The organism is Brachybacterium sp. AG952 (genome assembly GCF_004362645.1).
Classification (GTDB): domain Bacteria; phylum Actinomycetota; class Actinomycetes; order Actinomycetales; family Dermabacteraceae; genus Brachybacterium; species Brachybacterium conglomeratum.
This window is the reverse complement of the sequence record NZ_SNXV01000007.1, coordinates 100,586-121,771: the sequence shown is the minus strand read 5'-3', so window position 1 is coordinate 121,771 and position 21,186 is coordinate 100,586. Positions and strand designations below refer to the sequence as shown.

At 72.7% G+C, this 21,186-nt stretch carries 15 protein-coding genes; 11 read left to right on the top strand and 4 right to left on the bottom strand.

Annotated features, from left to right (window positions below):
- Positions 1–8: 8 nt before the first annotated feature.
- Positions 9–320, bottom strand: coding sequence for a hypothetical protein (locus DEU31_RS15770; RefSeq protein WP_133677822.1), 312 nt, complete (start codon positions 318–320; stop codon positions 9–11).
- On the bottom strand, positions 317–1,906 hold the full coding sequence (locus DEU31_RS15765; protein WP_010549839.1) for an acyl-CoA carboxylase subunit beta: 1,590 nt from the start codon (positions 1,904–1,906) through the stop codon (positions 317–319). The genes DEU31_RS15770 and DEU31_RS15765 overlap by 4 nt, the downstream gene beginning before the upstream one ends.
- 210 nt (positions 1,907–2,116) lie before the next feature.
- Between DEU31_RS15765 and DEU31_RS15760 the strand changes: the two genes are divergently transcribed.
- The 6 genes from DEU31_RS15760 (at position 2,117) to purE (ending at position 8,238) form a co-directional block, all read left to right on the top strand.
- On the top strand, positions 2,117–2,992 hold the full coding sequence (locus DEU31_RS15760) for a biotin--[acetyl-CoA-carboxylase] ligase (protein WP_243733863.1): 876 nt from the start codon (positions 2,117–2,119) through the stop codon (positions 2,990–2,992).
- Between the two features lie 97 nt (positions 2,993–3,089).
- Positions 3,090–4,301: an adenylate/guanylate cyclase domain-containing protein gene (locus DEU31_RS15755; protein ID WP_243733862.1), complete on the top strand. Its 1,212-nt coding sequence runs from the start codon at positions 3,090–3,092 to the stop codon at positions 4,299–4,301.
- A gap of 22 nt (positions 4,302–4,323) precedes the next feature.
- Complete coding sequence (locus tag DEU31_RS15750) at positions 4,324–5,019, top strand: response regulator transcription factor (protein ID WP_029360261.1); 696 nt, start codon at positions 4,324–4,326, stop codon at positions 5,017–5,019.
- 3 nt (positions 5,020–5,022) lie between these two features.
- Positions 5,023–6,471, top strand: a complete 1,449-nt coding sequence (locus DEU31_RS15745; protein ID WP_133677820.1) for an ATP-binding protein — start codon at positions 5,023–5,025, stop codon at positions 6,469–6,471.
- Positions 6,472–6,586: 115 nt separating this feature from the next.
- Positions 6,587–7,720: a 5-(carboxyamino)imidazole ribonucleotide synthase gene (locus DEU31_RS15740; RefSeq protein WP_243733866.1), complete on the top strand. Its 1,134-nt coding sequence runs from the start codon at positions 6,587–6,589 to the stop codon at positions 7,718–7,720.
- Complete coding sequence (gene purE / locus DEU31_RS15735) at positions 7,717–8,238, top strand: 5-(carboxyamino)imidazole ribonucleotide mutase (RefSeq protein WP_133677818.1); 522 nt, start codon at positions 7,717–7,719, stop codon at positions 8,236–8,238. Before DEU31_RS15740 ends, purE begins: the two co-directional genes overlap by 4 nt.
- A gap of 109 nt (positions 8,239–8,347) precedes the next feature.
- Here the strand turns inward: purE and DEU31_RS15730 are convergent, their stop codons facing one another.
- Both DEU31_RS15730 and DEU31_RS15725 read right to left on the bottom strand, forming a co-directional pair.
- Positions 8,348–9,211, bottom strand: a complete 864-nt coding sequence (locus DEU31_RS15730) for an ABC transporter ATP-binding protein (protein WP_133677817.1) — start codon at positions 9,209–9,211, stop codon at positions 8,348–8,350.
- Positions 9,204–10,040 (bottom strand): ABC transporter permease, encoded by an 837-nt coding sequence (locus tag DEU31_RS15725; protein WP_133677816.1) that lies wholly within the window; start codon positions 10,038–10,040, stop codon positions 9,204–9,206. The genes DEU31_RS15730 and DEU31_RS15725 overlap by 8 nt, the downstream gene beginning before the upstream one ends.
- A 160-nt stretch (positions 10,041–10,200) precedes the next feature.
- Between DEU31_RS15725 and DEU31_RS15720 the strand changes: the two genes are divergently transcribed.
- From DEU31_RS15720 to DEU31_RS15700, 5 genes are all read left to right on the top strand, one after another.
- Complete coding sequence (locus DEU31_RS15720) at positions 10,201–10,995, top strand: glycosyltransferase family A protein (protein ID WP_243733861.1); 795 nt, start codon at positions 10,201–10,203, stop codon at positions 10,993–10,995.
- A 29-nt stretch (positions 10,996–11,024) separates the two neighbouring features.
- Positions 11,025–14,450, top strand: coding sequence for a glycosyltransferase (locus DEU31_RS15715; protein WP_133677815.1), 3,426 nt, complete (start codon positions 11,025–11,027; stop codon positions 14,448–14,450).
- A 4-nt stretch (positions 14,451–14,454) separates the two neighbouring features.
- Positions 14,455–15,468, top strand: coding sequence for a hypothetical protein (locus tag DEU31_RS15710; protein WP_133677814.1), 1,014 nt, complete (start codon positions 14,455–14,457; stop codon positions 15,466–15,468).
- A 54-nt stretch (positions 15,469–15,522) separates the two neighbouring features.
- Positions 15,523–18,882: a glycosyltransferase gene (locus DEU31_RS15705; protein WP_133677813.1), complete on the top strand. Its 3,360-nt coding sequence runs from the start codon at positions 15,523–15,525 to the stop codon at positions 18,880–18,882.
- Between the two features lie 103 nt (positions 18,883–18,985).
- Positions 18,986–21,184: a hypothetical protein gene (locus DEU31_RS15700; RefSeq protein ID WP_133677812.1), complete on the top strand. Its 2,199-nt coding sequence runs from the start codon at positions 18,986–18,988 to the stop codon at positions 21,182–21,184.
- The last annotated feature ends 2 nt before the right edge of the window (positions 21,185–21,186 follow it).

The following is a 21,186-nucleotide window of genomic DNA, read 5'->3' as shown; positions in this document are numbered from 1 at the left end:
TCGCCGGGTCAGCGGTCGGTGAAGGTCCAGCAGGTGCTGGAGGGGCGCATCCGCTCGGTGTGGCCGCCGACGTGGGTGTGCACCGGGGAGCTCCAGGCGCTCGCACCGCCGAGGCCGTCGGCCAGGGAGCGCTCCTCCGCCTCGAGCCGGCTGGTGACGCTCATCGCGGAGACGACCACGGCGATCGCGGCGAGCTCGTCGGGCGCGAGCCGGCCCGCGACCAGGCGCACGTCGGACGGTGCGACGGCGGCGCCGCCGGACGCCCCGGCGCCCTGCACGGCCTCGGCAGTGCCCGAGGCGGTCCTCGTCCCGGCGCTCACAGCGGGATGTTCCCGTGCTTCTTGGTGGGCAGCGAGTCGCGCTTGGTGCGCAGCGCGCGCAGCGCCCGGGTGATCTCGACGCGGGTCTCGGCCGGGCGGATGACCCCGTCGATCCAGCCGCGCTCGGCCGCGGTGTACGGGGTCGCGAACTGCTCCTCGTACTCGGCCTCGTAGCGCCGGCGCTCGGCGGCGACGTCGCCGCCCTCCTCGGCGACCCGCTTCAGGTCGCCGCGGTGGAGGATGTTCACCGCGCCCTGGGAGCCCATCACCGCGATCTGCGCGGTGGGCCAGGCGAGGTTGATGTCCGCGCCGAGCTCCTTGGAGCCCATCACGATGTAGGCGCCGCCGTAGGCCTTGCGGGTGATCACGGTGATCAGCGGCACCGTCGCCTCGGCGTAGGCGTACAGCAGCTTCGCGCCGCGACGGATGATGCCGCCGTACTCCTGGTCGGTGCCGGGCAGGAAGCCGGGCACGTCCACGAAGGTCAGCACCGGGATGTTGTTCGCGTCGCACAGGCGCACGAAGCGGGCCGCCTTCTCGGAGGCGTCGATGTCGAGGGTGCCGGCCAGGTGCGAGGGCTGGTTGGCGATGATGCCGACGCTGTGCCCCTCGACGCGGCCGAAGCCCACCACCACGTTGCGCGCGAACAGCGGCTGGACCTCGAGGAACTCCTCGTCGTCGAGCACCGTGCGCAGTACCGTGAGCATGTCGTAGGGCTGGTTGGGGGAGTCCGGCACGAGGGAGTCGAGCGCTGCGTCCGCGGCGTTCGGGCTCTCCTCGACCTGCACCGGGAAGGCCGGGGCGGTGGTGAGGGTGTTGGCCGGCAGGTAGCTGAGCAGGTCCTTGACGTACTCGATCGCCTCGGCCTCGTCGGGCGCCATGTAATGGGCCACGCCGGATCGGCTGGAGTGTGTGCGCGCCCCGCCGAGCTCCTCGAAGCCGACGTCCTCGCCGGTGACCGTGCGGATGACGTCGGGGCCGGTGATGAACATGTGGGAGGTCTTCTCGACCATCACGATGATGTCGGTCAGCGCGGGGGAGTACACGGCGCCGCCTGCGGCCGGACCCATGATCAGGGAGATCTGCGGGATGACGCCCGAGGCGCGGGTGTTGCGCTTGAAGATCCCGGCGAACATCGCCAGCGACGCGACGCCCTCCTGGATGCGGGCGCCGCCTCCGTCGAGGATCCCGATGATCGGCACGCCCGTGCGCAGGGCGAGGTCCTGGATCTTCTGGATCTTGCGGCCGTGGGCCTCGCCGAGCGAGCCACCGAAGACGGTGAAGTCCTGCGAGTACACGCACACCTGGCGGCCGTCGATGGTGCCGTAGCCGGTGACGATGCCGTCGCCGTCGGGGCGCTTGGCGTCGATGCCGAAGCTGCTGGCCTGATGGCGCACGAAGCGGTCGGTCTCCACGAACGAGCCGTCGTCCAGGAGGTCCGCGATCCGCTCGCGGGCGGTCTTCTTGCCCCGCGCATGCTGCTTCTGGACGGCGAGATCGTCCGCGGCGGAGACCGCCGCGGCATCGCGCTCGCGCAGGTCCTCGAGTCGCTGTGCGGTGGTGAGCGGCCGCGGGGCGTCGGTCACGGGACCTCCTGCGACGGCCCTGCGGCCGCCTGAAGCTGTGGGGGATTCGAACACCGGGATACTACGCTACGCAGGTCCGACGGCGGCCGACCCCGGCCGGGGCGGCACGCCCGGCGCGGAGCATCCGTCCACGCCGCTCCCAGGAACGATGCAGTGGGCGGCGCGAGGATGGAGCGATCTGTCACGCAGGTCTCGCAGGAGGAGGAGCGCATGGACGTCCCGGCACTGCCCGACACCTCCTCGGAGGGGACGGGCGCCGCCTCGCCGCGGATCCACCGCCTCGGCGCGGTCCGCTCGACCCAGGACGAGGCCTCCGCGCTCCTGCGCGCCGGGCACGCGCCGCCCTTCGCCGTCACCGCGACGCGGCAGACCTCCGGCCGGGGCCGCCTCGGCCGCGCCTTCGCGAGTCCGGACGGGACGAGTCTCGCCCTCACCTTCGCCCATCGCACCTCCCTCGGCCCCGCCCGGCGCGGCTGGTTCCCGCTGGCCGCGGGGCTCGCCGTCGTCGCCGCCCTCGAGCGAGCGGTCCCCGCCGCGGCCGCCGAGCAGCGGATCGGCCTGAAATGGCCCAATGACCTCCACACCGCCGACGGCCGCAAGCTCGGCGGGATCCTCGTCGAGGCGCGCGGCGACGAGGACCTGCTGCTCGGCATCGGACTGAACCTCCGCGGCCCGGTCCTGGACGAGGACGGCGAGCCGGTGCCCGGCGCCGCCTGGCTGCGCGGGGAGGCCGGCCTCCGCCCCGATGCCGGCCCGGCGGAGGACCGGGGGCTGCGGGAGGCGCTCGAGGAGGCGCTGGTCGCCGCGCTCGGCGAGGAGCTCGCTGCGCTCGAGTCCGCCCAGGGGGACGGTGACGCGGCCGGCACCCGGGACCGCTACACTATGACCTGCCTCACACTGGGGCGGACGGTGAGGGTCGACCCCCTGGGGGAGGCCGCAGCGGGAGCGGACGTCGACCCCGCCCTGCGCGGCACCGTCCTGGACGTCGACGAGCACGGGCGACTCGTGCTCGACCGCGCGGACGGGGAGGGGCGGATCGCCGTCGACGTCGGCGACGTGCGGCACCTGCGGCCCGCGGCGCCCTGACCCCGCGGCCGGGGCACGACCCCACCACACCGACCACGAGCACACGAGCAGGAGCAGGCATGGAGAAGCCGGGCATTCGGAAGCGAGGGACCGCACTGTGACCGACGGGATGGACGAGCGAGGGGAGCGCGAGGCGCTCGAGGGTGCGGACGGCGCCCGCGAGACCCGCATCCCCGCCGGGACCGTCGACGTGGTGTCCACGCAGACGCAGGAGCTCCCGGACCTCTCCGCGGAGGACGCGGAGCTCACCGCCCTCGACGAGCAGGAGATCCTCGACCTCAATCGCCGCTTCTCCTCCGTGCGTCGCAGCGTCGGCGCGCTCGAGAAGGTGCTCCTGCAGGGGCCGCGCAAGTACTCGCGCCGGGACCTCGCCGAGCAGCACGGGATCGCCGAGCGCCTCACCTCCGTGTACTGGCGCTCCCTCGGCCTCACACCCGTGGACGAGGACACCGTGGTGTTCACCGACGAGGACGCCCAGGCGATCGGCGACCTCGCCGCGATCGTCGAGGACGGGGTGCTCTCCGAGCGCGCCTTCGCGAGCATCTCCCGCGGCATGGGCTTCCACATGGGGAGGCTTGCGATGTGGATCACCGAGGCGCTGGTAGACGAGGCCAAGCACGCCGACGGGCTCGACGACGCCCGGGCCCGCCAGCAGATGCTCGACGAGATCCCCGAGCTGCTGGAGACCTTCGAGTCCCAGGTCATGTTCACCTTCCGGCGCCAGCTCGCCGCCTACGCCGCCCGCGCCGGCAGCGAGGTGCTGCATCGCGACACCGACGAGCTGTTCCCCCTGCACCGGGCCGTCGGCTTCGCGGACCTGGTCCAGTTCACGCGCCTGGCCCAGGACATGCCCGGCACGCAGCTCGCCGACATGGTGGGTCGCTTCGAGTCGCTCAGCCGCGACATCATCTCTGTCGGCGGCGGACGCGTGGTCAAGACCGTCGGCGACGAGATCATGTTCCTGGCCGACACGCCGGAGGACGGCGCCCAGATCGCGGTCAGCCTCTCCGAGACCATCGGCGCCGATCCCGACCTGCCGCCCGTGCGGGTCGGCCTCTCCTGGGGCTCGATGTTCTCCCGCTACGGGGACGTGTTCGGGCCCACCGTCAACCTCGCCGCCCGGATGGAGTCCGTCGCCCGGCCGGGGGCGGTGCTCGTGGACTCCGACACCGCCTCCGCGATCGCGAAGGCGCTGCCCGGCGGCTTCGTCCTCGGGGAGGGCGAGGAGGTCGACCTCCACGGCATCGGCACGGTGACGGTGCAGGAGATGAGCCGCGACGGCTCCGCCCCCCTGGATCTCGGGCTCTGAGGCGGGACGTACTATGGCTGACGTGACACGACTGCTTCTCGTCGAGGACGACTCGGCCATCGCTGAACCGCTCTCCCGGGCCCTGGACCGGGAGGGATACACCGTCACGCGCGCCTCCCGGGGGATGGACGCGCTCGGGATCGCCGCCGGACCGGATCCGATCGACCTGGTCATCCTGGATCTGGGTCTGCCCGATCTCGATGGGCTCGAGGTCGCGCGGCGCCTGCGCAAGGGCGGGCTCGAGTCGCCGATCCTGATCCTCACCGCACGGGCCGACGAGGTCGACGCGGTGGTGGGCCTGGACGCGGGAGCCGACGACTACGTCACCAAGCCCTTCCGCCTCGGCGAGCTGCAGGCGCGGATCCGCGCCCTCATGCGGCGCTCGCAGGCGACCGAGGAGTCCGGCGACAACTACGACGTCAACGGCGTCACCCTCGACGTCTCCGCCCGTCGCGCCTATGCCGACGGGGAGGAGCTCAGCCTCTCCGCGAAGGAGTACGACCTGCTCACCGTGCTCGTGCGCGAGTCCGGCAGCGTCGTCACCCGCGACGACCTCATGCGCGAGGTCTGGGGCGCGGAGTGGTGGGGCTCCACCAAGACCCTCGACATGCACATCTCGTGGCTGCGCCGCAAGCTGGGTGACGACGCCACGGACCCCCGGCGGATCACCACGGTGAGGGGAGTCGGCTTCCGCTTCGAGACCGGCACGGAGAGCTGACCCGTGCGGCAGCGCGTGCTGCAGGCCACCATCATCACCGTGGTCCTCGTCGTGCTGATGCTGGGCATCCCGCTGGGCATCTCGTGGCTGCAGCTGGCGAACCAGAACCTCGCCAACCAGGCCAGCCTGATCGTGGACCGGGTGCGGATCGACACCGAGACGCGCCTCCAGGAGAACGGCACCATCGACGAGGCGCTCCTGCAGCGACGGGTCGACGAGCAGACCGACCTCAACATCGCCGTCACCGTCGTCTACGAGGGGGAGACCACCACGGCCGGTGATCCTCCCGGCGAGAACCCGGTGAAGTCGAACACCACCGGTGCCTCGGGGCAGCTGATCACAGTGTTCATCCCGCAGTCCGATGTGCGCGCCCACACCGCGAGCGCCTGGGTGCTGATCACCGTCGCGGGCCTGTCGGCCCTCTCGATCGGCGTCTCGGTCGCGCTGTGGCAGGCGCAGCGGATCTCCCTGCCGCTGGCCCGTCTGGCCCGGCGCGCCGAGGAGATGGGCTCCGGCCGCGCCCGCGGCCCCTGGCAGCCCTCCGGCATCGCGGAGATCGACGAGGTCGCGATCGAGCTCGCCCGCTCCGGCGCGATGCTCAACGAGCGCCTCGAGGCCGAGTCCCGCCTCGCCTCCGACGCCTCCCACCAGCTGCGCACCCCGCTGACCGCGCTCTCGATGCGGCTGGACGAGATCCTCGCGACCAGCACCGAGGAGTGGGTGCGCGACGAGGCCCGGATCTCGCTCGAGCAGATCGACCGCCTCACCGAGGTGGTCCACGACCTCATCAACGCTCCCCGCTCCTCCCAGCGACGCACCCCCGGCGTGGTCGAGCTCGGCACCGTGCTCACCCAGCAGAGCGAGGAGTGGTCCCCGGCCTACCGCCGCGCCGGCCGCGAGCTGCACATCCAGGTGCCGCGCAGCGCTGCCGTGTGGGGCTCGACCGGGCCGCTCACCCAGGTCATCGCCACCCTCATCGAGAACGCGCTCACCCACGGCGGCGGGCGCACCTCCCTGAAGGTGCGGCGCAACGACCACTCCACCGTCGTGGAGGTCACCGACGAGGGCGGCGGCATCGACCCCGAGCTCGGCGCACGGATCTTCGAGCGCTCGGTCTCCGGCCGCTCCTCGGGCGGCACCGGGGTCGGGCTCGCGCTCGCCCGCACCCTCGTCGAGGACGACGGCGGCCGCCTCGAGCTGCTCACCGAGAACCCCGCCACCTTCGGCGTCTTCCTCATCTCCGCCCCCGGCGAGGAGCCGGGGGACGATCACGGGGCGCAGTCCGGCGGAGAGTCGGGCCGCCGCGAGAAGGGCGGGCGACGTCCCCGCGGCCAGCGCGCGGACATGACCCCCAGCGGCGTCTCCGGCGGCCGCCATGCCGCCGGCGGCGACGACCTCGACTCCCTCCCGCAGGGGTCCGTGGTGCGGCGCCGCCCCCGGCCCCGTGGCTGACCTCAGTACACTGGCGGCCGTGTCTGCGACCCCGCCCCGCCCCGCTCAGCCCGCCGCTTTCGAGGAAGCTCCCGCCCGTCGGATCGGGGTGGTCGGAGCAGGTCAGCTGGCCCGCATGATGCTCGGCCCCGCGATCGAGCTGGGCCTCGACCTCGAGGTGCTCGCGACCGCTCCGGACGAGAGCGCCGCCGCCGTCGCCGCGACCGTGCGGCTGGGCCGCCACGACGACGAGCAGGCGGTGCGCGGCCTCGCCGACGGCGTCGACGCGCTCACCTTCGACCACGAGCACGTGCCCACCGCGATCCTCGAGGGGATCGCGGGGGAGGGGCTCGCCGCCGTGCGCCCCGGACCCGGCGCCCTCGTCCACGCCCAGGACAAGCTCGTCATGCGCGAGCGGCTCACCGCGCTCGGGTACCCCTGCCCCCGCTGGTGGCGGATCGGGAGCCTCGCCGCGCTCGAGCAGGCGCTCGCCGAGGCCGGCGGCCGGCTCGTGGTGAAGACGCCGCGCGGCGGCTACGACGCCCACGGGGTGCGGATCGTCGAGGCCGCCGAGGGGGCCGAGGACTGGCTCGGGACCCACGGCGAGCTGCTCGCCGAGGAGCTCGTCCCCTTCACCCGCGAGCTCTCAGCCCAGGTCGCGCGCCGGCCCGGGGGAGAGGCGAGTGCCTATCCCGTGGTGCAGTCGCTCCAGAAGGACGGGGTCTGCTACGAGGTCGTCGCCCCCGCGCCGGGCCTCGACGACGCCGCCCAGGAGCGCATCCAGGCCCTCGCCCTCGCGATCGCCGAGGACCTCGACGTCACCGGCATGCTCGCCGTGGAGCTCTTCGAGACGGCGGACGGCCGGGTGCTCGTCAACGAGCTCGCCATGCGCCCCCACAACACCGGCCACTGGTCCATGGACGGCGCCGTCACCGGCCAGTTCGAGCAGCACCTCCGCGCCGTCGCCGACCTGCCGCTCGGCGCGACCGCGCCGCTCGCCCCCGTGGCCGTGATGGTCAACCTCCTCGGCGGCAGCGCCGAGGACCTCGCCCCCGGCACCGACGCGGCCCTCGCCGAGGAGCCGCAACTGAAGGTCCACCTGTACGGCAAGTCGGTGCGGCCCGGCCGGAAGATCGGCCACGTCACCCTGCTCGGGGACGACGCCGAGGACCTCCTCGCCCGCGCCCACCGCGCCGAGCGACTCATCATCGACGGCCCCGACGCGGCCGCCGAGCCCACCGCCCCCACCCCCGAGGGAGACCCCCGATGACCGCCGACGCCGCACCCCGCCCCCTGGTCGGGATCGTGATGGGCTCCGACTCCGACTACCCCGTGATGCGGGCCGCGGAGGAGGCGCTCGCCGAGTTCGGGATCGAGGTGGAGGTCGACGTGGTCTCCGCCCACCGCATGCCCGAGGACATGGTCGCCTACGGACGCGGCGCCGCGGAGCGCGGGCTGCGCGTGCTGATCGCCGGCGCCGGCGGCGCCGCCCACCTCCCCGGCATGCTCGCCTCCCTCACCCCGCTGCCCGTGATCGGCGTGCCGGTGCCACTGAAGCACCTCGACGGCATGGACTCCCTGCTCTCCATCGTGCAGATGCCGGCCGGGGTGCCGGTCGCGACCGTGTCCATCGGCGGGGCCCGCAACGCCGGGCTGCTCGCCGCGCGGATCCTCGCCGCGGGCGGGGACGAGCACGCGGCGCAGCTGCGCGAGCGGATGGTCGCCTTCCAGGAGGAGCTGCGCGGCCTGGCGATGGCCAAGGGCGAGGCGCTGCGCGCCTCGAGGTGAGCACCGCGGGCCGCTGACCGGCGGCCCCACGACGAACGGCGGGCCGGGCGAGAGATCGCCCGGCCCGCCGTTCGCAGGTGATGCCCCGTGGGGGCTGTGCCCGTCGGCCCTACTTCAGCTTCGCGCCGGAGGAGGCGTCGGTGCGGCCCTCGACGTAGGCGTGGTACAGGTCCGCGACCTCGTCGACGTCGCCGTCGGCCACCAGCACGCCCTTGTCGATCCAGAGCGCGCGCGTGCACATCGCCCGCACGGAGGCGAGCGAGTGCGACACGAAGAACACGGTGCCGGCCTGTCCGCGGATCTCCTCGATCCGGGCGGTGCTCTTCTTGCGGAACGAGGCGTCGCCGGTGGCGAGGGCCTCGTCGATCATGAGGATCTCGGGGGTGCGGATCGTCGAGATCGCGAACCGCAGGCGCGAGGCCATGCCGGAGGAGTAGGACGTCATCGGCAGGTACAGGAAGTCGCCGAGCTCGGCGAAGTCCGCCACGCCCGGGATGTTCTCCTTGACCTCCTTGGTGCTCAGCCCGAGGGCGAGACCGCCGATCATGATGTTGCGCTCGCCCGTGAGCCGGGGGAGCATCGCCGCGTTCACGCCCAGCAGCTCCGGCTCGGCGGAGGTGAACACACGGCCCGAGGACGGCGGCAGCAGCCCCGCCACGGCCCGCAGCAGGGTCGACTTGCCGGAGCCGTTGGTGCCCAGGATGCCGATGGACTCGCCATGGTGGGCCACGAAGGACACGCCGCGCACGGCGGGCACCTCGGTGATCGGGCCGGTGTCGGGGCGGCCGATGCTGACCATCTTGTCCCACAGCGAGGCGCGCTGCTTGGTGGTCCCGCTGCGGCGGGCGCCGAACACGCGGTAGGTGATGTGCAGGTCGTCGACCACCACCGACGGCGCGCCCAGCGGCTTGTCGCGGTCCACGCGGTCCGGGAGGTTCTCGGGGTCGATCTCGAAATCGATGTCCTCAGTCACGACCGTAGGTCTCCTCTGCGCGCCAGAAGTACAGGAATCCGATGGCGAAGACGCCCACCGCCCAGGCGGTGGCCTCGAGCCAGAGGCCCGCTGTCATCGGGATCAGCGGCTCGTTGCCGAACGCCGCACGGAACAGCTCCAGGTAGATCGCGACCGGCTGGTGCAGCAGGAGCGGCTTCAGCCAGAGCTCGTCGGGGACCATCGCCGAGATCAGGAACATGGCGCCGGAGGCGTAGCGGCCCAGCGTCAGGATGAAGGGCATGGCGTTGGCGATGTCCGGAGCGCGCGCGCCGAGACGCGCGAAGAACATGGCCACGCCCGCGGAGAACACTGCGAGCAGGACCGCCGCGAAGGGGAGCAGCAACCACGACCAGGTCGGGATGACCGCACCCATGCCCGGCAGCACGCCGGTCACCAGCACCACCACGATCATCGCCACCAGGATCGGGGCGAAGAGCACGGTCTCGGTCATCACCGTCGCGAGCGGCACCACCGCGCGCGGGAACTTGTGGGACCGGATCAGCTGCAGGTTCGTGGGCACCGAGTTCAGGCCCGACATCACCGAGGTCTGGAACAGGGAGTAGGTGAAGGTGCCGATGGTGATGAACGCCGCGCGGTTCTCGATGCCGGGCGCGCTCGAGTGGAACAGGAAGCCGAAGATGATCACGTACACGGCCGCGTCGAGCACGGGGCGCAGGATCGCCCAGGCCTGACCCAGGTACGAGCCCTGGTTGCGGGAGTACGCGCGGGACGCGGAGAGGTTCCAGATGAACGACCGCCGCTCCCAGACCTGCTTGATGTAGCGGCCCAGCGGGGGCCGGACCCCCATCTCGTCCAATCCCGCCCGCGCGGCGAGCGCTTCTGACTCCGCGGATGTCAGGCGCGGAGCGAGCGGTACCTCCGCCTTCTGATCTGCCAAGTTCGTTCTCCTCTAGCCGGACGGGCGCGGCGGGCTGGGCCGTCCTCGGGCGTCGGTATGATCGTGCGTCGTGACTACCGCAAAGGATCCGCTTCCGCTGGTGACGGTCGTGATGCCGGTGTTCAACGGTGCGCGGACCCTGCGTCAATCGGTGACAAGCGTACTCGATCAGACCTTCCGCTCCCTCGAGCTGGTGGTGGTCGACGACGCCTCCACGGACGAGACCGTCCGCATCGCCGAGGAGCTCGCGGAGGGAGATGCGCGGATGCGGATCATCTGCCGGGAGCGCAGCGGCGGCCCGGCCGCGGCCCGAAACTCGGGCATCGCCAGCGGCACCGGGCGTTTCCTCGCCTTCTGCGATGCGGACGACCTGTGGCTCCCCGAGAAGCTGCAGCGGCAGCTCGATCTCGCCCGGACGAGCGGTGCGTCACTTCTGTACTGCGGCTACCACCGTGTGTCGGCCGACTTCGCGGGCACCGGCGCGGATTTCGAGTCCGAGGGCCGCATCGTGCACGTCCCGACGGAGCTCACCCGCGAGGGTCTCCTGCGCCGCAACGTGATCGGCAACCTCACCGCTGTGGTCGACCTCGAGCGCACGGGACCGGTGACGATGCCGGACGTCCCCGGGGCCGAGGACTATGCGCTGTGGCTGAGCATCCTGCGCGATGGAGGCACCGCCGCCGGGATCGACGAGCCGCTGGCGCTCTACCGCGCCGCGCAGGAGGACTCGCACTCCTCCGACCGCACCCGTGCGATCCGCGCCGTGTGGCAGGTGCTGCGGGGCCAGGAGCGGCTGTCCGTCCCGAGCGCAGCGGTGCACTTGGTCACCGGGGCGCTCGCGGCACTTCGCAAGAACCGGATCTGAGCGGGGCCCGTGGATAGACTGCGCGGACCATGATCCTGATCTGCGTCAACGAGCTGTCCGGCCCCACCGGCTACCACAAGTCCGTGGTGGAGACCGCGAACGCCCTGCATCGTGGGGGATATCCGCTCGCAGTCCTGAGCTTCCTGGGGGCGGGGGACGGCGCCGAGCTCGCCATGCCGCGCTGGCCGCTGGATCCCGGGGTCCCCGCCTATGCGCTCCAGACGCTGCCCGCCGAGGGCGGCCGGCTGCTCGCCGCGAACGTCCATCCGGTCCTCGCCGGGCGCGTCTACGCGACGCCGTACGCCTTCACCGCCGATCAGCTCGCGGCCCTGTGCCAGCTCAACGAGGAGCTCACCGCCGAGGACACCGTGATCTTCACGACCCCGGTCCAGGCCCTCGCCTTCCACCGCGCCCTCGCCGGTCAGGAGCGGCGCCCCCGCACCCTGCTGCAGGTGCACGGCGACTACCGCCACCACGACGAGCTCTGGGCGCTGGTGGACGAGGCGCGGGAGGTGATCGACCGGGTCCAGACCGTCGCCGAGGGGCTGAACGAGCAGTTCGCCTCGCGCTTCGACGCCGCGGACGTGGTGTGCATCCCCAACATCCACCATCCCGCGCAGGTGGTGCGCAAACCCAGGACCGGCGTCGAGATCGTGCTGCCGGCCTCGTTCCAGCACCGCAAGAACCAGCTCGAGGCGATCAGGGCCCTGTCGCGGCTCGAGGACGACTCGGTGCACCTGACCCTGTGGGGCAACATCAGCCCGCTGAACCCCTACTTCATCGCGGTGAACGAGCTGATCGATTCGCTCGGGCTGCGGGACCGGGTCTCGATCCCAGGCTTCGGCACCGAGCAGGACGTCTACTCCAGCGCCGACATCGTGCTGATGACCTCGCTGTCCGAGGGGTTCGGGTACCCGCTCCTCGAGGCCGCCTACCACCGCCTGCCCACCGTCACCTACGACTACGAGTTCGGGCCGCGGGACGCGGTCGAGGACGGCGCCAGCGGGTTCATCGTCCCCGTCGGCGACGTGGACGCCCTCGTCGCCCGGCTGGACGAGCTGGTCGCGGACGCGCAGCTGCGCGAGCGCTTCGGCCGACGCGCCCGCGAGATCTTCGACGAGCGCTTCTCCGCCGAGGCGGTCGTGGCGAAGTACGGCGCCGTGCTCGGCCCGCCCCCGGGCCGCTCCCTCGACCTCTCCGCCGTGTTCGCGACCGACGGGGAGGAGCCCGTGCCCGCGAGCGCGATCAGCCACCGCGTCACGCGCTCCGGACTGCGCCGGACGCACCAGGTCACCGTGCGCTCCGCCGCGGACCTGCACGACGTCCAGGTGGACGACGGCGAACGCATCGGCCGCCCCGCGGTGCGACGCGTGGGCGGGACCACCGTGATCGAGTTCCCCGTCGGGAGCCGCGGCGTCGTCTCCTTCAGCACGATCCCCGGCGGCACCGACCGCCATTACCTCGCCGGCCCCGCGAACGGCGGGACGCTCCCCGTGCTGCCCCGGCTGCGCCGGGACGCCGACTACGGCGACGGCACGCCGCCGGTCGCCGACACGCTCCTCGCCTCGCGCGGCGGGGCGAAGCACGTCTCCTGGCGCACCACCCCGTCGGACCTGGCCGAGTTCGGGGCTCAGGGCGTCGACGCCGTGACCTGGAAGCTGCGCCAGCTCATGCCCTCCCTGCCCACGCTCCGCGGCGCGAAGCCCTCGGGCGACGCGACGCCGCCTGCCGACGGGGCGCCCGAGCGCACCGCGCAGGAGACGGCGGAGCCGACGTCCGCTCCCGACCCGTCGGCCCCCGACGGATCGGCGGACGCACCGGCCGCCCCGTCGGCCCCCGCCGACTCGAGCGGCGGCTCCGCGGGAGCCCTCGGCGGCCTCGGAAAGGCCGTCGGGCTCCCCGCCCAGGCGATGGGCTCCGTCGGCCGGGTCGCGAGGACCTACGCCTCCACCGCCGCCTCGATGCTCGTCCAGGCGGTCGCGGTCACCGAGCCCGCGCCGACCCACCGCGAGATCCCCCGCCACCCCTGGTTCCCCGTCTCCGGCGGCGTCGACTCCTTCGGCGCCCCGATCAACTCCGGCGGCGGCGTCCAGGTGACCAACGCCGGCACCGAGAAGCGGCCCACGGTCCGCATCCAGGGCGAGTACGACTGGCTCGAGCTGCGCGACGGCGCCTCCCGGCGACGGATCACCCCGCCCTGGTCCTACGGCGAGATGTTCGAGCGGTTCTGCGCCGCCGAGCGCGAGCACGGGCTGTTCGACATCACCACGGCCGACGGCGTGCACCTGTGGGAGCTCGGCCGCTCGGCGCTGGTGATCCAGCTGGCCGAGGCCGCCGGCCTGTGGGGTCCCCTCGCCGCCGCGCAGGGCACTGTCCAGGACGTCTACACCGGCAGCAAGCGGCTCACCACCGCGCCGTCCGCGGACACCGTGGTCTTCGACTACGTGCGACGCGGCCAGAGCGGCTACCGCACCGCCCCCTTCGTCGACGACAGGACGCTGTTCGTCGTCCAGCCCGGGGCCGACGGCTATCCGGACGTGAACGAGACGAACATGGTCTACCCCTTCGCGGAGTTCACGCAGTGGAAGAAGGACTGGCGTCAGCGCTGGTCCCACCTCCGCGTGCCCGAGGTCGATGCGCGCCCCTTCGAGGCCGCGCTCACCCAGGCGCTCGGGATCCGCATCGACCTCGGCGACCACCTGCGCAACCGCCTCGCGAAGTTCCTCGCGGAGCGGGAGTTCTTCACGCCCGTGTTCGAGCGGGTGCAGCCGGAGGAGGTGCTGATCGCCTCCAGCCACTGGTGGGCCGGCATCGGCGCCGCCGCCGCTCGCTCGGGGGCGCGGGTCTCCGACATCCAGTACGCGCTGACCAGCCACTACGCCCCCTCGTTCTGGTTCGGGCAGAAGCCGCACTACGGCGCCACCCGCTTCTACGCCTGGTCGGACTTCTGGGCCGAGCGCACCAACGTCTACGACGAGCACGTCGTCGTCCCCCGGCAGCAGCCCGAGCTGACCGCCGCGATCGAGGCCTCCAGCACGGAGGAGAAGCGCTGGGACGTCTGCGTCATCTCGCAGCCGAGGGTGCTGCGACGGATCCTGACCTTCGTGCAGGAGCTGGTGGCGGAGCGTCCCGAGCTGCGTGTCGTGATCGCCCCGCATCCCGCGCAGCGCGAGATCATCGGACAGGAGCTCGCCGCGAGCGGGCTCGAGGAGTCGGTCGACATCGCCGAGGAGGACACGCTGACCACCATCACGCGCTCCGTCATGGCGGTCGGGACGTTCTCCACCTCGCTGTGGGAGTCCGCGGCGCTGGGCTGCCCGACCTACGTCATCGAGGTGCCCGGCTTCGAGGAGACCCTGCAGGACGTCGAGTCGGGCCTGTTCCGCCTCGCGACCTCGCCGCACGACCTCGTCCCCTACGAGGTCCCCGCCTCCCGACACGACATCTTCGGCTGAGCCCATGGACATCCAGAACCACTACTACGGGCACAGCGCCGCCCTCGCCCTCCACGCGGGGCTCGACGCCGTGCGCCACCTCCACGGACTCCTCCAGCACGGCTGGACCGTCCGCTCGCCCTCGCTGGTGCACTTCTCCGACTTCGCGCGCCTTCCCCGCACCTCGCGCCGACTGGTGTGGAGCCATCGGGCGCGGGGCTGGGACCCCGCCGAGGACCCCTTCCTCACCACGCCGATCGGGGCGCCCTTCCTGTACCTCAGTGCGCTGACGGTCGACGAAACCGTCGCCGATCTCGGGGCGACCGTCGCCTTCCCCGTTCACGACACCCGCCTCGTCAAGCTCCGGCACGACGACGCGGACCTCGCCCGCGAGCTCGCCGAGCGCGACGGCCCCTCGCTCGTCTGCCTCCACCCCGAGGACCTCGACCGCCCCGAGAAGGTGCAGGTCTGGAGCGAGCACGGCCACCGCGTCGTCAGCGCGGGGGAGCGGCGCGACCCGCAGTTCCTCGGCCGGATCCTCCGCCTCGTCCGCGGGGCGCGGCGCGTCGTGTCCAACCAGCTCTCCACCGCGGTGATCTACGCCGCCGCCGAGGGCACGCCCACCGCGATCTACGGCGGCGACCTCGCCATAGGCTCCCTCGGCACCGAGGTCTCCCGTCGCACGCGCGAGCTGTGGCCCGAGTTCCACGACGACACCGCCGAGGATGCGACCCGGCGCGCCGTCGCCCTGGCGGAGCTCGGCCACGAGCACCTGCTGTCCCCGGCGGCGCTGCGGGCGGCGCTCGGCTGGGATCGCAGCACCGCCGGACCGTTCCTCAGCTACTGGGGCGGTGCCCCGCTGCGGAAGGCGGGCGCGGTGCTCGGCCTCGTGGAGCGGACCGAAGGCGCGCAGGACGCCGGCTCCGGCCAGTCCCCGTTGGTGTTCCTGCGCCACCCGCTCAGCCATCTGCCCGGCCGGCTTCCGCGCCTCCCCGCGCGCGACGCCCTCCTGCCGGAGCCGCTCGTCCCCGCACGGTGACCCCGTGGAGCACTCTCCCCTGACCCCCGTGACCTGAGGAAGGTTGTCGCCCGAATGATCGTGATCTGCACCAACGAGGTCGCCGGACCCACCGGCTACCACAAGTCCGTCGTCCAGCTGGGCAACGGGCTGAGTGCGGCGGGATACGCGGTGGCGGTGCTGGGCTTCCTCGGCACCGGCGACGTCGCGAACCGGATGCTCCCGGTGTGGCCGCTGGACCTCGAGGTCCCCGCCTACACGCTGCGTGCGCTGCCGGCCGACGGCGGCCGTCTGCTGCATCGCAACGCGCACCCCGAGCTCACCGGCGACCTCGGCGCGCTGCACTACGAGTTCACGGCCAACGAGCTGGCCGCCCTCCGGGAGCTCAACGATGCGCTCACGGAGGAGGACACGATCGTGTTCACCGCCCCGGTGCAGGCCCTCGCCTTCCGACATGCCCTCGGCGATGACGCCAGACGCCCACGCACCGTGCTGCAGATCCACGGCGACTACCTCCACCACGCCGAGCTCTGGGACCCGCTGATGGCGTCCCGCGACGTCATCGACCGTCTGCAGACGGTCGCCGACGGACTGCGCCAGCAGTTCATCCCGACCTTCGCCGACGAGGACGTGGTGTTCATCCCGAACTTCCCCGGGGAGGGGCCCGGGGCGATCCAGCGCGTCGAGCACGAGGGCGTGAACATCGCCCTGCCCGCCTCCTTCCAGCACCGCAAGAACCAGCTCGACGCGGTGCGGGCGCTGTCGCTGATCGAGGACGAGTCCGTTCACCTGACGCTGTGGGGGAACATCAACCGCAACAACCCCTACTTCGTCGCCGTCCGCGAGCTGGTGGACTCCCTCGACCTCCGGGGTCGCGTGCACATGCCCGGCTTCGGCACCGAGCACGACGTCTACTCCACCGCGGACATCGTGCTGATGTCCTCGCTCTCCGAGGGCTTCCCGTACCCCCTGCTGGAGGCGATGTACCAGGGACGCCCCACCGTCTCCTACGACTTCGACTTCGGCCCGCGCGAGGCGATCGAGGACGGCGCCAGCGGGTACATCGTCCCCCTCGGCGACGTCGAGCAGCTCGCGGCACGGCTCGGCGAGGTCGCCGCGGACGCGGAGCTGCGGGAGCGCTTCGGACGACGCGCGCGGGAGCGCTACGACGAGCGGTTCGCCCCCTCGGCCGTCGTCGAGCAGTACCGCGAGTTCTTCGGCCCGCACGACGCGCCGCTGGATCTCGCGAGCGTGTTCACCACCGACGGGCAGGAGCCGATCGGGACGGGGGAGATCGAGCATCGTGCGCGCCGCACCCGCGGTGGTCGCCTCCACCAGGTCACCGTCACCTCGCCGGTCGGGCTGCACGATGTCCAGGTCGACGACGGCGTCCAGACCCGGGCCGCCAAGGTGCGGACCCAGCGCGGCACGACCCGGATCGAGCTCGAGGCCTCCGCCCCCGTGGTGATCTCGTACACCACCGCCCCCGGCTCCGGGGACCGGCGCTATCTCGCCAGCACCACCGCCCAGCACGAGCTCGTCGTGCTCGCGCACCTGCGCCGTGATGCCCAGTACGGCGCCGGACGGCCCGCAGCGCAGGACACCGTCTTCGGGACCTCCGGCGGGACGCTCCCGCTGCACGCCCCGACCGCGCTGGCCCATCTCGCCGTGCGGGCTCCGCGGGACGTCGTGTGGAAGGTGCGCGACGTCGCCACCACGGTCGGCACCCGGATGCGGGCCCGACGCGAGCTCGCCGGCGCCGAGGGGGCGACGCTCTCGCAGCCCTCGGCGAACCCCACCGAGGGCGAGGTCCCGCTCGGCCAGGCTGCGGACCTCGACGTCGAGGAGGAGACCCCCGCCGCCGGGCCGATCGACGCCCGCTCGATCCTCGCCCCGCTGCTGGACATTGGCCCGAGCGCCGCGGCCTCGACGATGCGCATCCTCTCGGGCCTGTCCCGGGCCCCGGGCGCGGCCACCCGACGCGAGATCCCGCGCCATCCGTGGTACCCGGTCACCTCCGGCGTGGACAGCTTCGGCACGCCGATCAACCAGACCGGCGGGGTGCAGGTACGCAACGCCGGCACCGCCGAGCGCCCCACGGTCTCGATGCGCGGCGAGTACGACTGGGTGGAGCTGCGCGACGGCGCCTCGCGCCGACGCGTGAGCCCGCCGTGGTCCTACGGCGAGATGTTCGAGCGCCTCTGCGAGGCCGAGCGGAAGCACGGCCTGTTCGAGATCACCACGGCCGACGGCGTGCACCTGTGGGAGCTCGGTCGCTCGGCGCTGGTGATCCAGCTGGCCGAGGCCGCCGGGTTCTGGGGCGCGGCGCCCGCCGTCGGCGGCGTGGTGCGGGACGAGTACCTCGGCAGCAAGCGCCTGTCGACGGCACCCCGGGCCGACCGGGTCGTGTTCGACTACGCGCGGCGCGGGCAGAGCGGCTACCGCACCGCCCCGTTCGTCGACGACGAGTCGCTGTTCGTGGTGCAGCCGGGCGCCGAGGGCTATCCGGACGTGGACGAGACGAACATGGTCTATCCCTTCGCAGAGTTCACGCAGTGGCAGAAGGAGTGGCGCCGGCGCTGGGCGCACATGCGCGTGCCCGCCGTGGATGCGCGCCCGTTCGAGGCCGCGCTGAGCGAGGCGCTCGGGATCCGGGTGGACCTCGGCGACCACCTGCGCAACCGCCTGGTGAAGTTCCTGGGGGAGCGGGAGTTCTTCACGCCCGTGTTCGAGCGGGTGCAGCCGGAGGAGGTGCTGATCGCCTCCAGCCACTGGTGGGCGGGGATCGCCGCGGCCGCGAGCCGCTCCGGGGCTCAGATCTCGGACATCCAGTACGCGCTGACCAGCCACTACGCCCCGTCCTTCTGGTTCGGGCAGAAGCCCCGCTACGGCGCGACCCGCTTCTACGCCTGGTCGGACTTCTGGGCGGCGCGCACCAACGTCTACGACGAGCACGTGGTGGTGCCCCGCCAGCAGGAGGAGCTGACCGCCGCGATCGAGGCCCCCAGCACGGAGGAGAAGCGCTGGGACGTCTGTGTCATCTCGCAGCCGCGGGTGCTCCGGCGGATCCTCGCCTTCGTGCAGGAGCTCGTCCGCGAGCGGCCGGAGTTGCGTGTCGTGATCGCCCCGCATCCCGCGCAGCGGACCATCATCGGGCGCGAGCTCGCCGCCGCCGGCCTCGAGGAGGCCGTGGACATCGCCGAGGAGGACACGCTGACCACCATCACGCGCTCCGCGATGGCGGTCGGGACGTTCTCCACCTCGCTGTGGGAGTCCGCGGCGCTCGGCTGCCCGACCTTCGTGATCCCGGTGCCGGGCCACGAGGAGACCCTGCAGGACGTCGAGTCGGGCCTGTTCCGCCTCGCGACCTCGCCGCACGACCTCGTCCCCTACGAGGTCCCCGCCAGCCGGCACGACATCTTCGGGACCGCCTGAGGGGCGGCTCCGGCCGGGGGTCCGTCGCTGCCCGCGGACACCCGGATAGGATCAGGCTCAGTGACGAGCCGATCGGTGCTCGACCCGAATCCCAGGTGGTGCCGTGTTCCGCAAGCTCACCCGTGTCGTGAGACCGCTGCTCGATCTCTCGGAGCGCCGCGCGCTCGTCGCGGCGAACGACCCGGGGACCGACCCGGACATCGTCCTGACCGGGGCTCGCCATCTCGCACGGATGAGGAACTTCCGCTCCGCCGCCGCGCTGCTGGACGGGATCGACACGGACGGGCTGGACCTGCTGGACGAGTGCTTCGTCGGCGTCACCCTGCTCAGCGGCCAGGAGGGGCTGCGCGCCGACCAGCTCCTGGCCCCGCATCTCGGCTCCCTCGCCGATCGGGACCTCACCCCGGCCCAGCGCGTGAGGCTCGCTGAGTGGATCCAGCTCTCGGGGCTCCCCGCCGCCGAGAAGGTGGCGGCGCTCCGCACGCTGCGCACCTCCGAGGGCGGCTCACGCGCCCCCGGCGCCACCCTCCGGGACCTGCGCTTCCGCGAGTTCCGCCTCCGCACGGCCGCGTTCGAGAAGATCGACGTGAGGGACTTCTTCGCCGGCGGGGACGAGGATCCCTTCCGCTGGAAGGACAACCTGCGCTACGTCCACGACCTCGTCACCCACGGGCACGCGGACACCGCCCGCGCCCTCCTCGAGCGGCAGCTGTCCGAGCACGGGCTGCGCGACCGCGCCGTCGCCGAGGCCGCGCTGCGCTTCGACTCGGGCGCCCTCGTCCCGGACCTCGACGCCGTCCCCGCCGAGCACCGCGGCATGCCGGGCGTGCTCGCCCTCGCCCACGACCTGCGGGGGCAGGGTCCCGCGCACCATGACTTCTACGAAGCGTGCCTCGAGGCGACGACCTCCCGCTTCGACGCCATGGACGTGCACACCCGCGACTCCCTCCTGCGCGTGCTCACCGTGAAGGACCTCCTGCCCGAGCTCGACGCCCTGGTCCCCACCCTCCGCGGCGTGCCGGAGACGATGCTCGGCGCCCGCTGCGGCCGCGGGCTGATCGCGATGGAGCGGGGCGAGCACCGCGACGCCGCGGACCTGCTCCACTCCGTCCTCGTCGAGGACCCGACCTACACCGTCGCGGCGACCGGGCTCCGGCTCGTCTACGCCCGCCTGGACGGCGACCGCACCGTCATCGACCTCCGGAACGAGATCGGCTACGGCAGCGCCAGCGCCGGCCGCGCCGGGATCCGCCGCGGCGACCGCGACCAGGGGACCACCCTCATGCTCACGGGCCAGTACCTGAAGGCCTGGAGCGTGCGCCGCACCGCGCCGCCGTGGCGGATCCTCGAGCGCGACCTCGGGGAGAGGTTCCTGAACGCCGCGCCGCTGCCCGAGGATCCCGGCTCCTCCCTCTTCCTCATCACCGACGACGGCGTGGGCGACGAGGTCCGCGGCGCGCAGCACCTCGGCGAGCTCGCCGCCCGCTACCGGGTCACCGCCACCTGCGACCCGCGCCTGCGGACCCTGCTCGAGCGGAGCTTCCCCACGATCGAGTTCGTCGACGTCGCCCGTCGGATCCGCGGCGTCCTGAACCCCGTCTACGACGGCCGGTACAGCGACTTCATCCTCGCCAGCCACCTGCCCGCCCATTGCGACCCCTACGTCGAGACCGCCGACCACGTCACCTACGGCCAGAACCTCACCTTCAACCGCTTCGCCGGCGTGCTCCCGCGCCAGGACACCGGCGCCTATCTCGTCCCGGATCCCGCCCGGGCCGTGCCGCGCGCCGAGGGGAGGCTCAAGGTGGGCCTGGTGTGGAAGAGCCACTTCTCCGGCGGCACCCGGCGGATGATGTACATCGGCCTCGAGCAGCTCGCCCCGCTGCTGGACGTGGACGGGGTCGAGTTCTGGTCGATCCAGCACGCGACCGACGACGGGGAGAGGGCGTACCTGGAGGAGCACGGGATCCGGCAGATCCAGGACGTCGACCTCTTCGACGACCTGGAGGGGCTCGCGGCGCACGTCGCCTCCATGGACCTCGTGATCGGCATCAGCACGGTCCCGATGGAGCTCGCCGCCGCCGTCGGCACGCCGACCTGGCTGCTGGGCTTCTCACCGGAGAACTACCTCTACCGCACGGCGGGCGGCAGGACCTCCGTCGACCAGCTCTCGCGCAACTCGACGATCATCGCGCCGCCGTGGATCGACTTCACGGCTTCGTACGAGGAATGCGTCGATCTGGTCATGGCGGACTGTCGGACGCGCCTGGAGCGTCTCGTCCGGACCTCGCGTCGCAGCTGACG

Excerpts from the sequence above, each read along its gene's own strand:
- DEU31_RS15705 (WP_133677813.1), top strand. The coding sequence starts at position 15,523 with ATGATCGTGATCTGCACCAACGAGGTCGCCGGACCCACCGGCTACCAC.
- DEU31_RS15710 (WP_133677814.1), top strand. The coding sequence starts at position 14,455 with ATGGACATCCAGAACCACTACTACGGGCACAGCGCCGCCCTCGCCCTC.
- DEU31_RS15725 (WP_133677816.1), bottom strand. The coding sequence starts at position 10,040 with ATGGGGGTCCGGCCCCCGCTGGGCCGCTACATCAAGCAGGTCTGGGAG.
- DEU31_RS15715 (WP_133677815.1), top strand. The coding sequence starts at position 11,025 with ATGATCCTGATCTGCGTCAACGAGCTGTCCGGCCCCACCGGCTACCAC.
- DEU31_RS15740 (WP_243733866.1), top strand. The coding sequence starts at position 6,587 with ATGATGCTCGGCCCCGCGATCGAGCTGGGCCTCGACCTCGAGGTGCTC.
- purE (WP_133677818.1), top strand. The coding sequence starts at position 7,717 with ATGACCGCCGACGCCGCACCCCGCCCCCTGGTCGGGATCGTGATGGGC.
- DEU31_RS15760 (WP_243733863.1), top strand. The coding sequence starts at position 2,117 with ATGGACGTCCCGGCACTGCCCGACACCTCCTCGGAGGGGACGGGCGCC.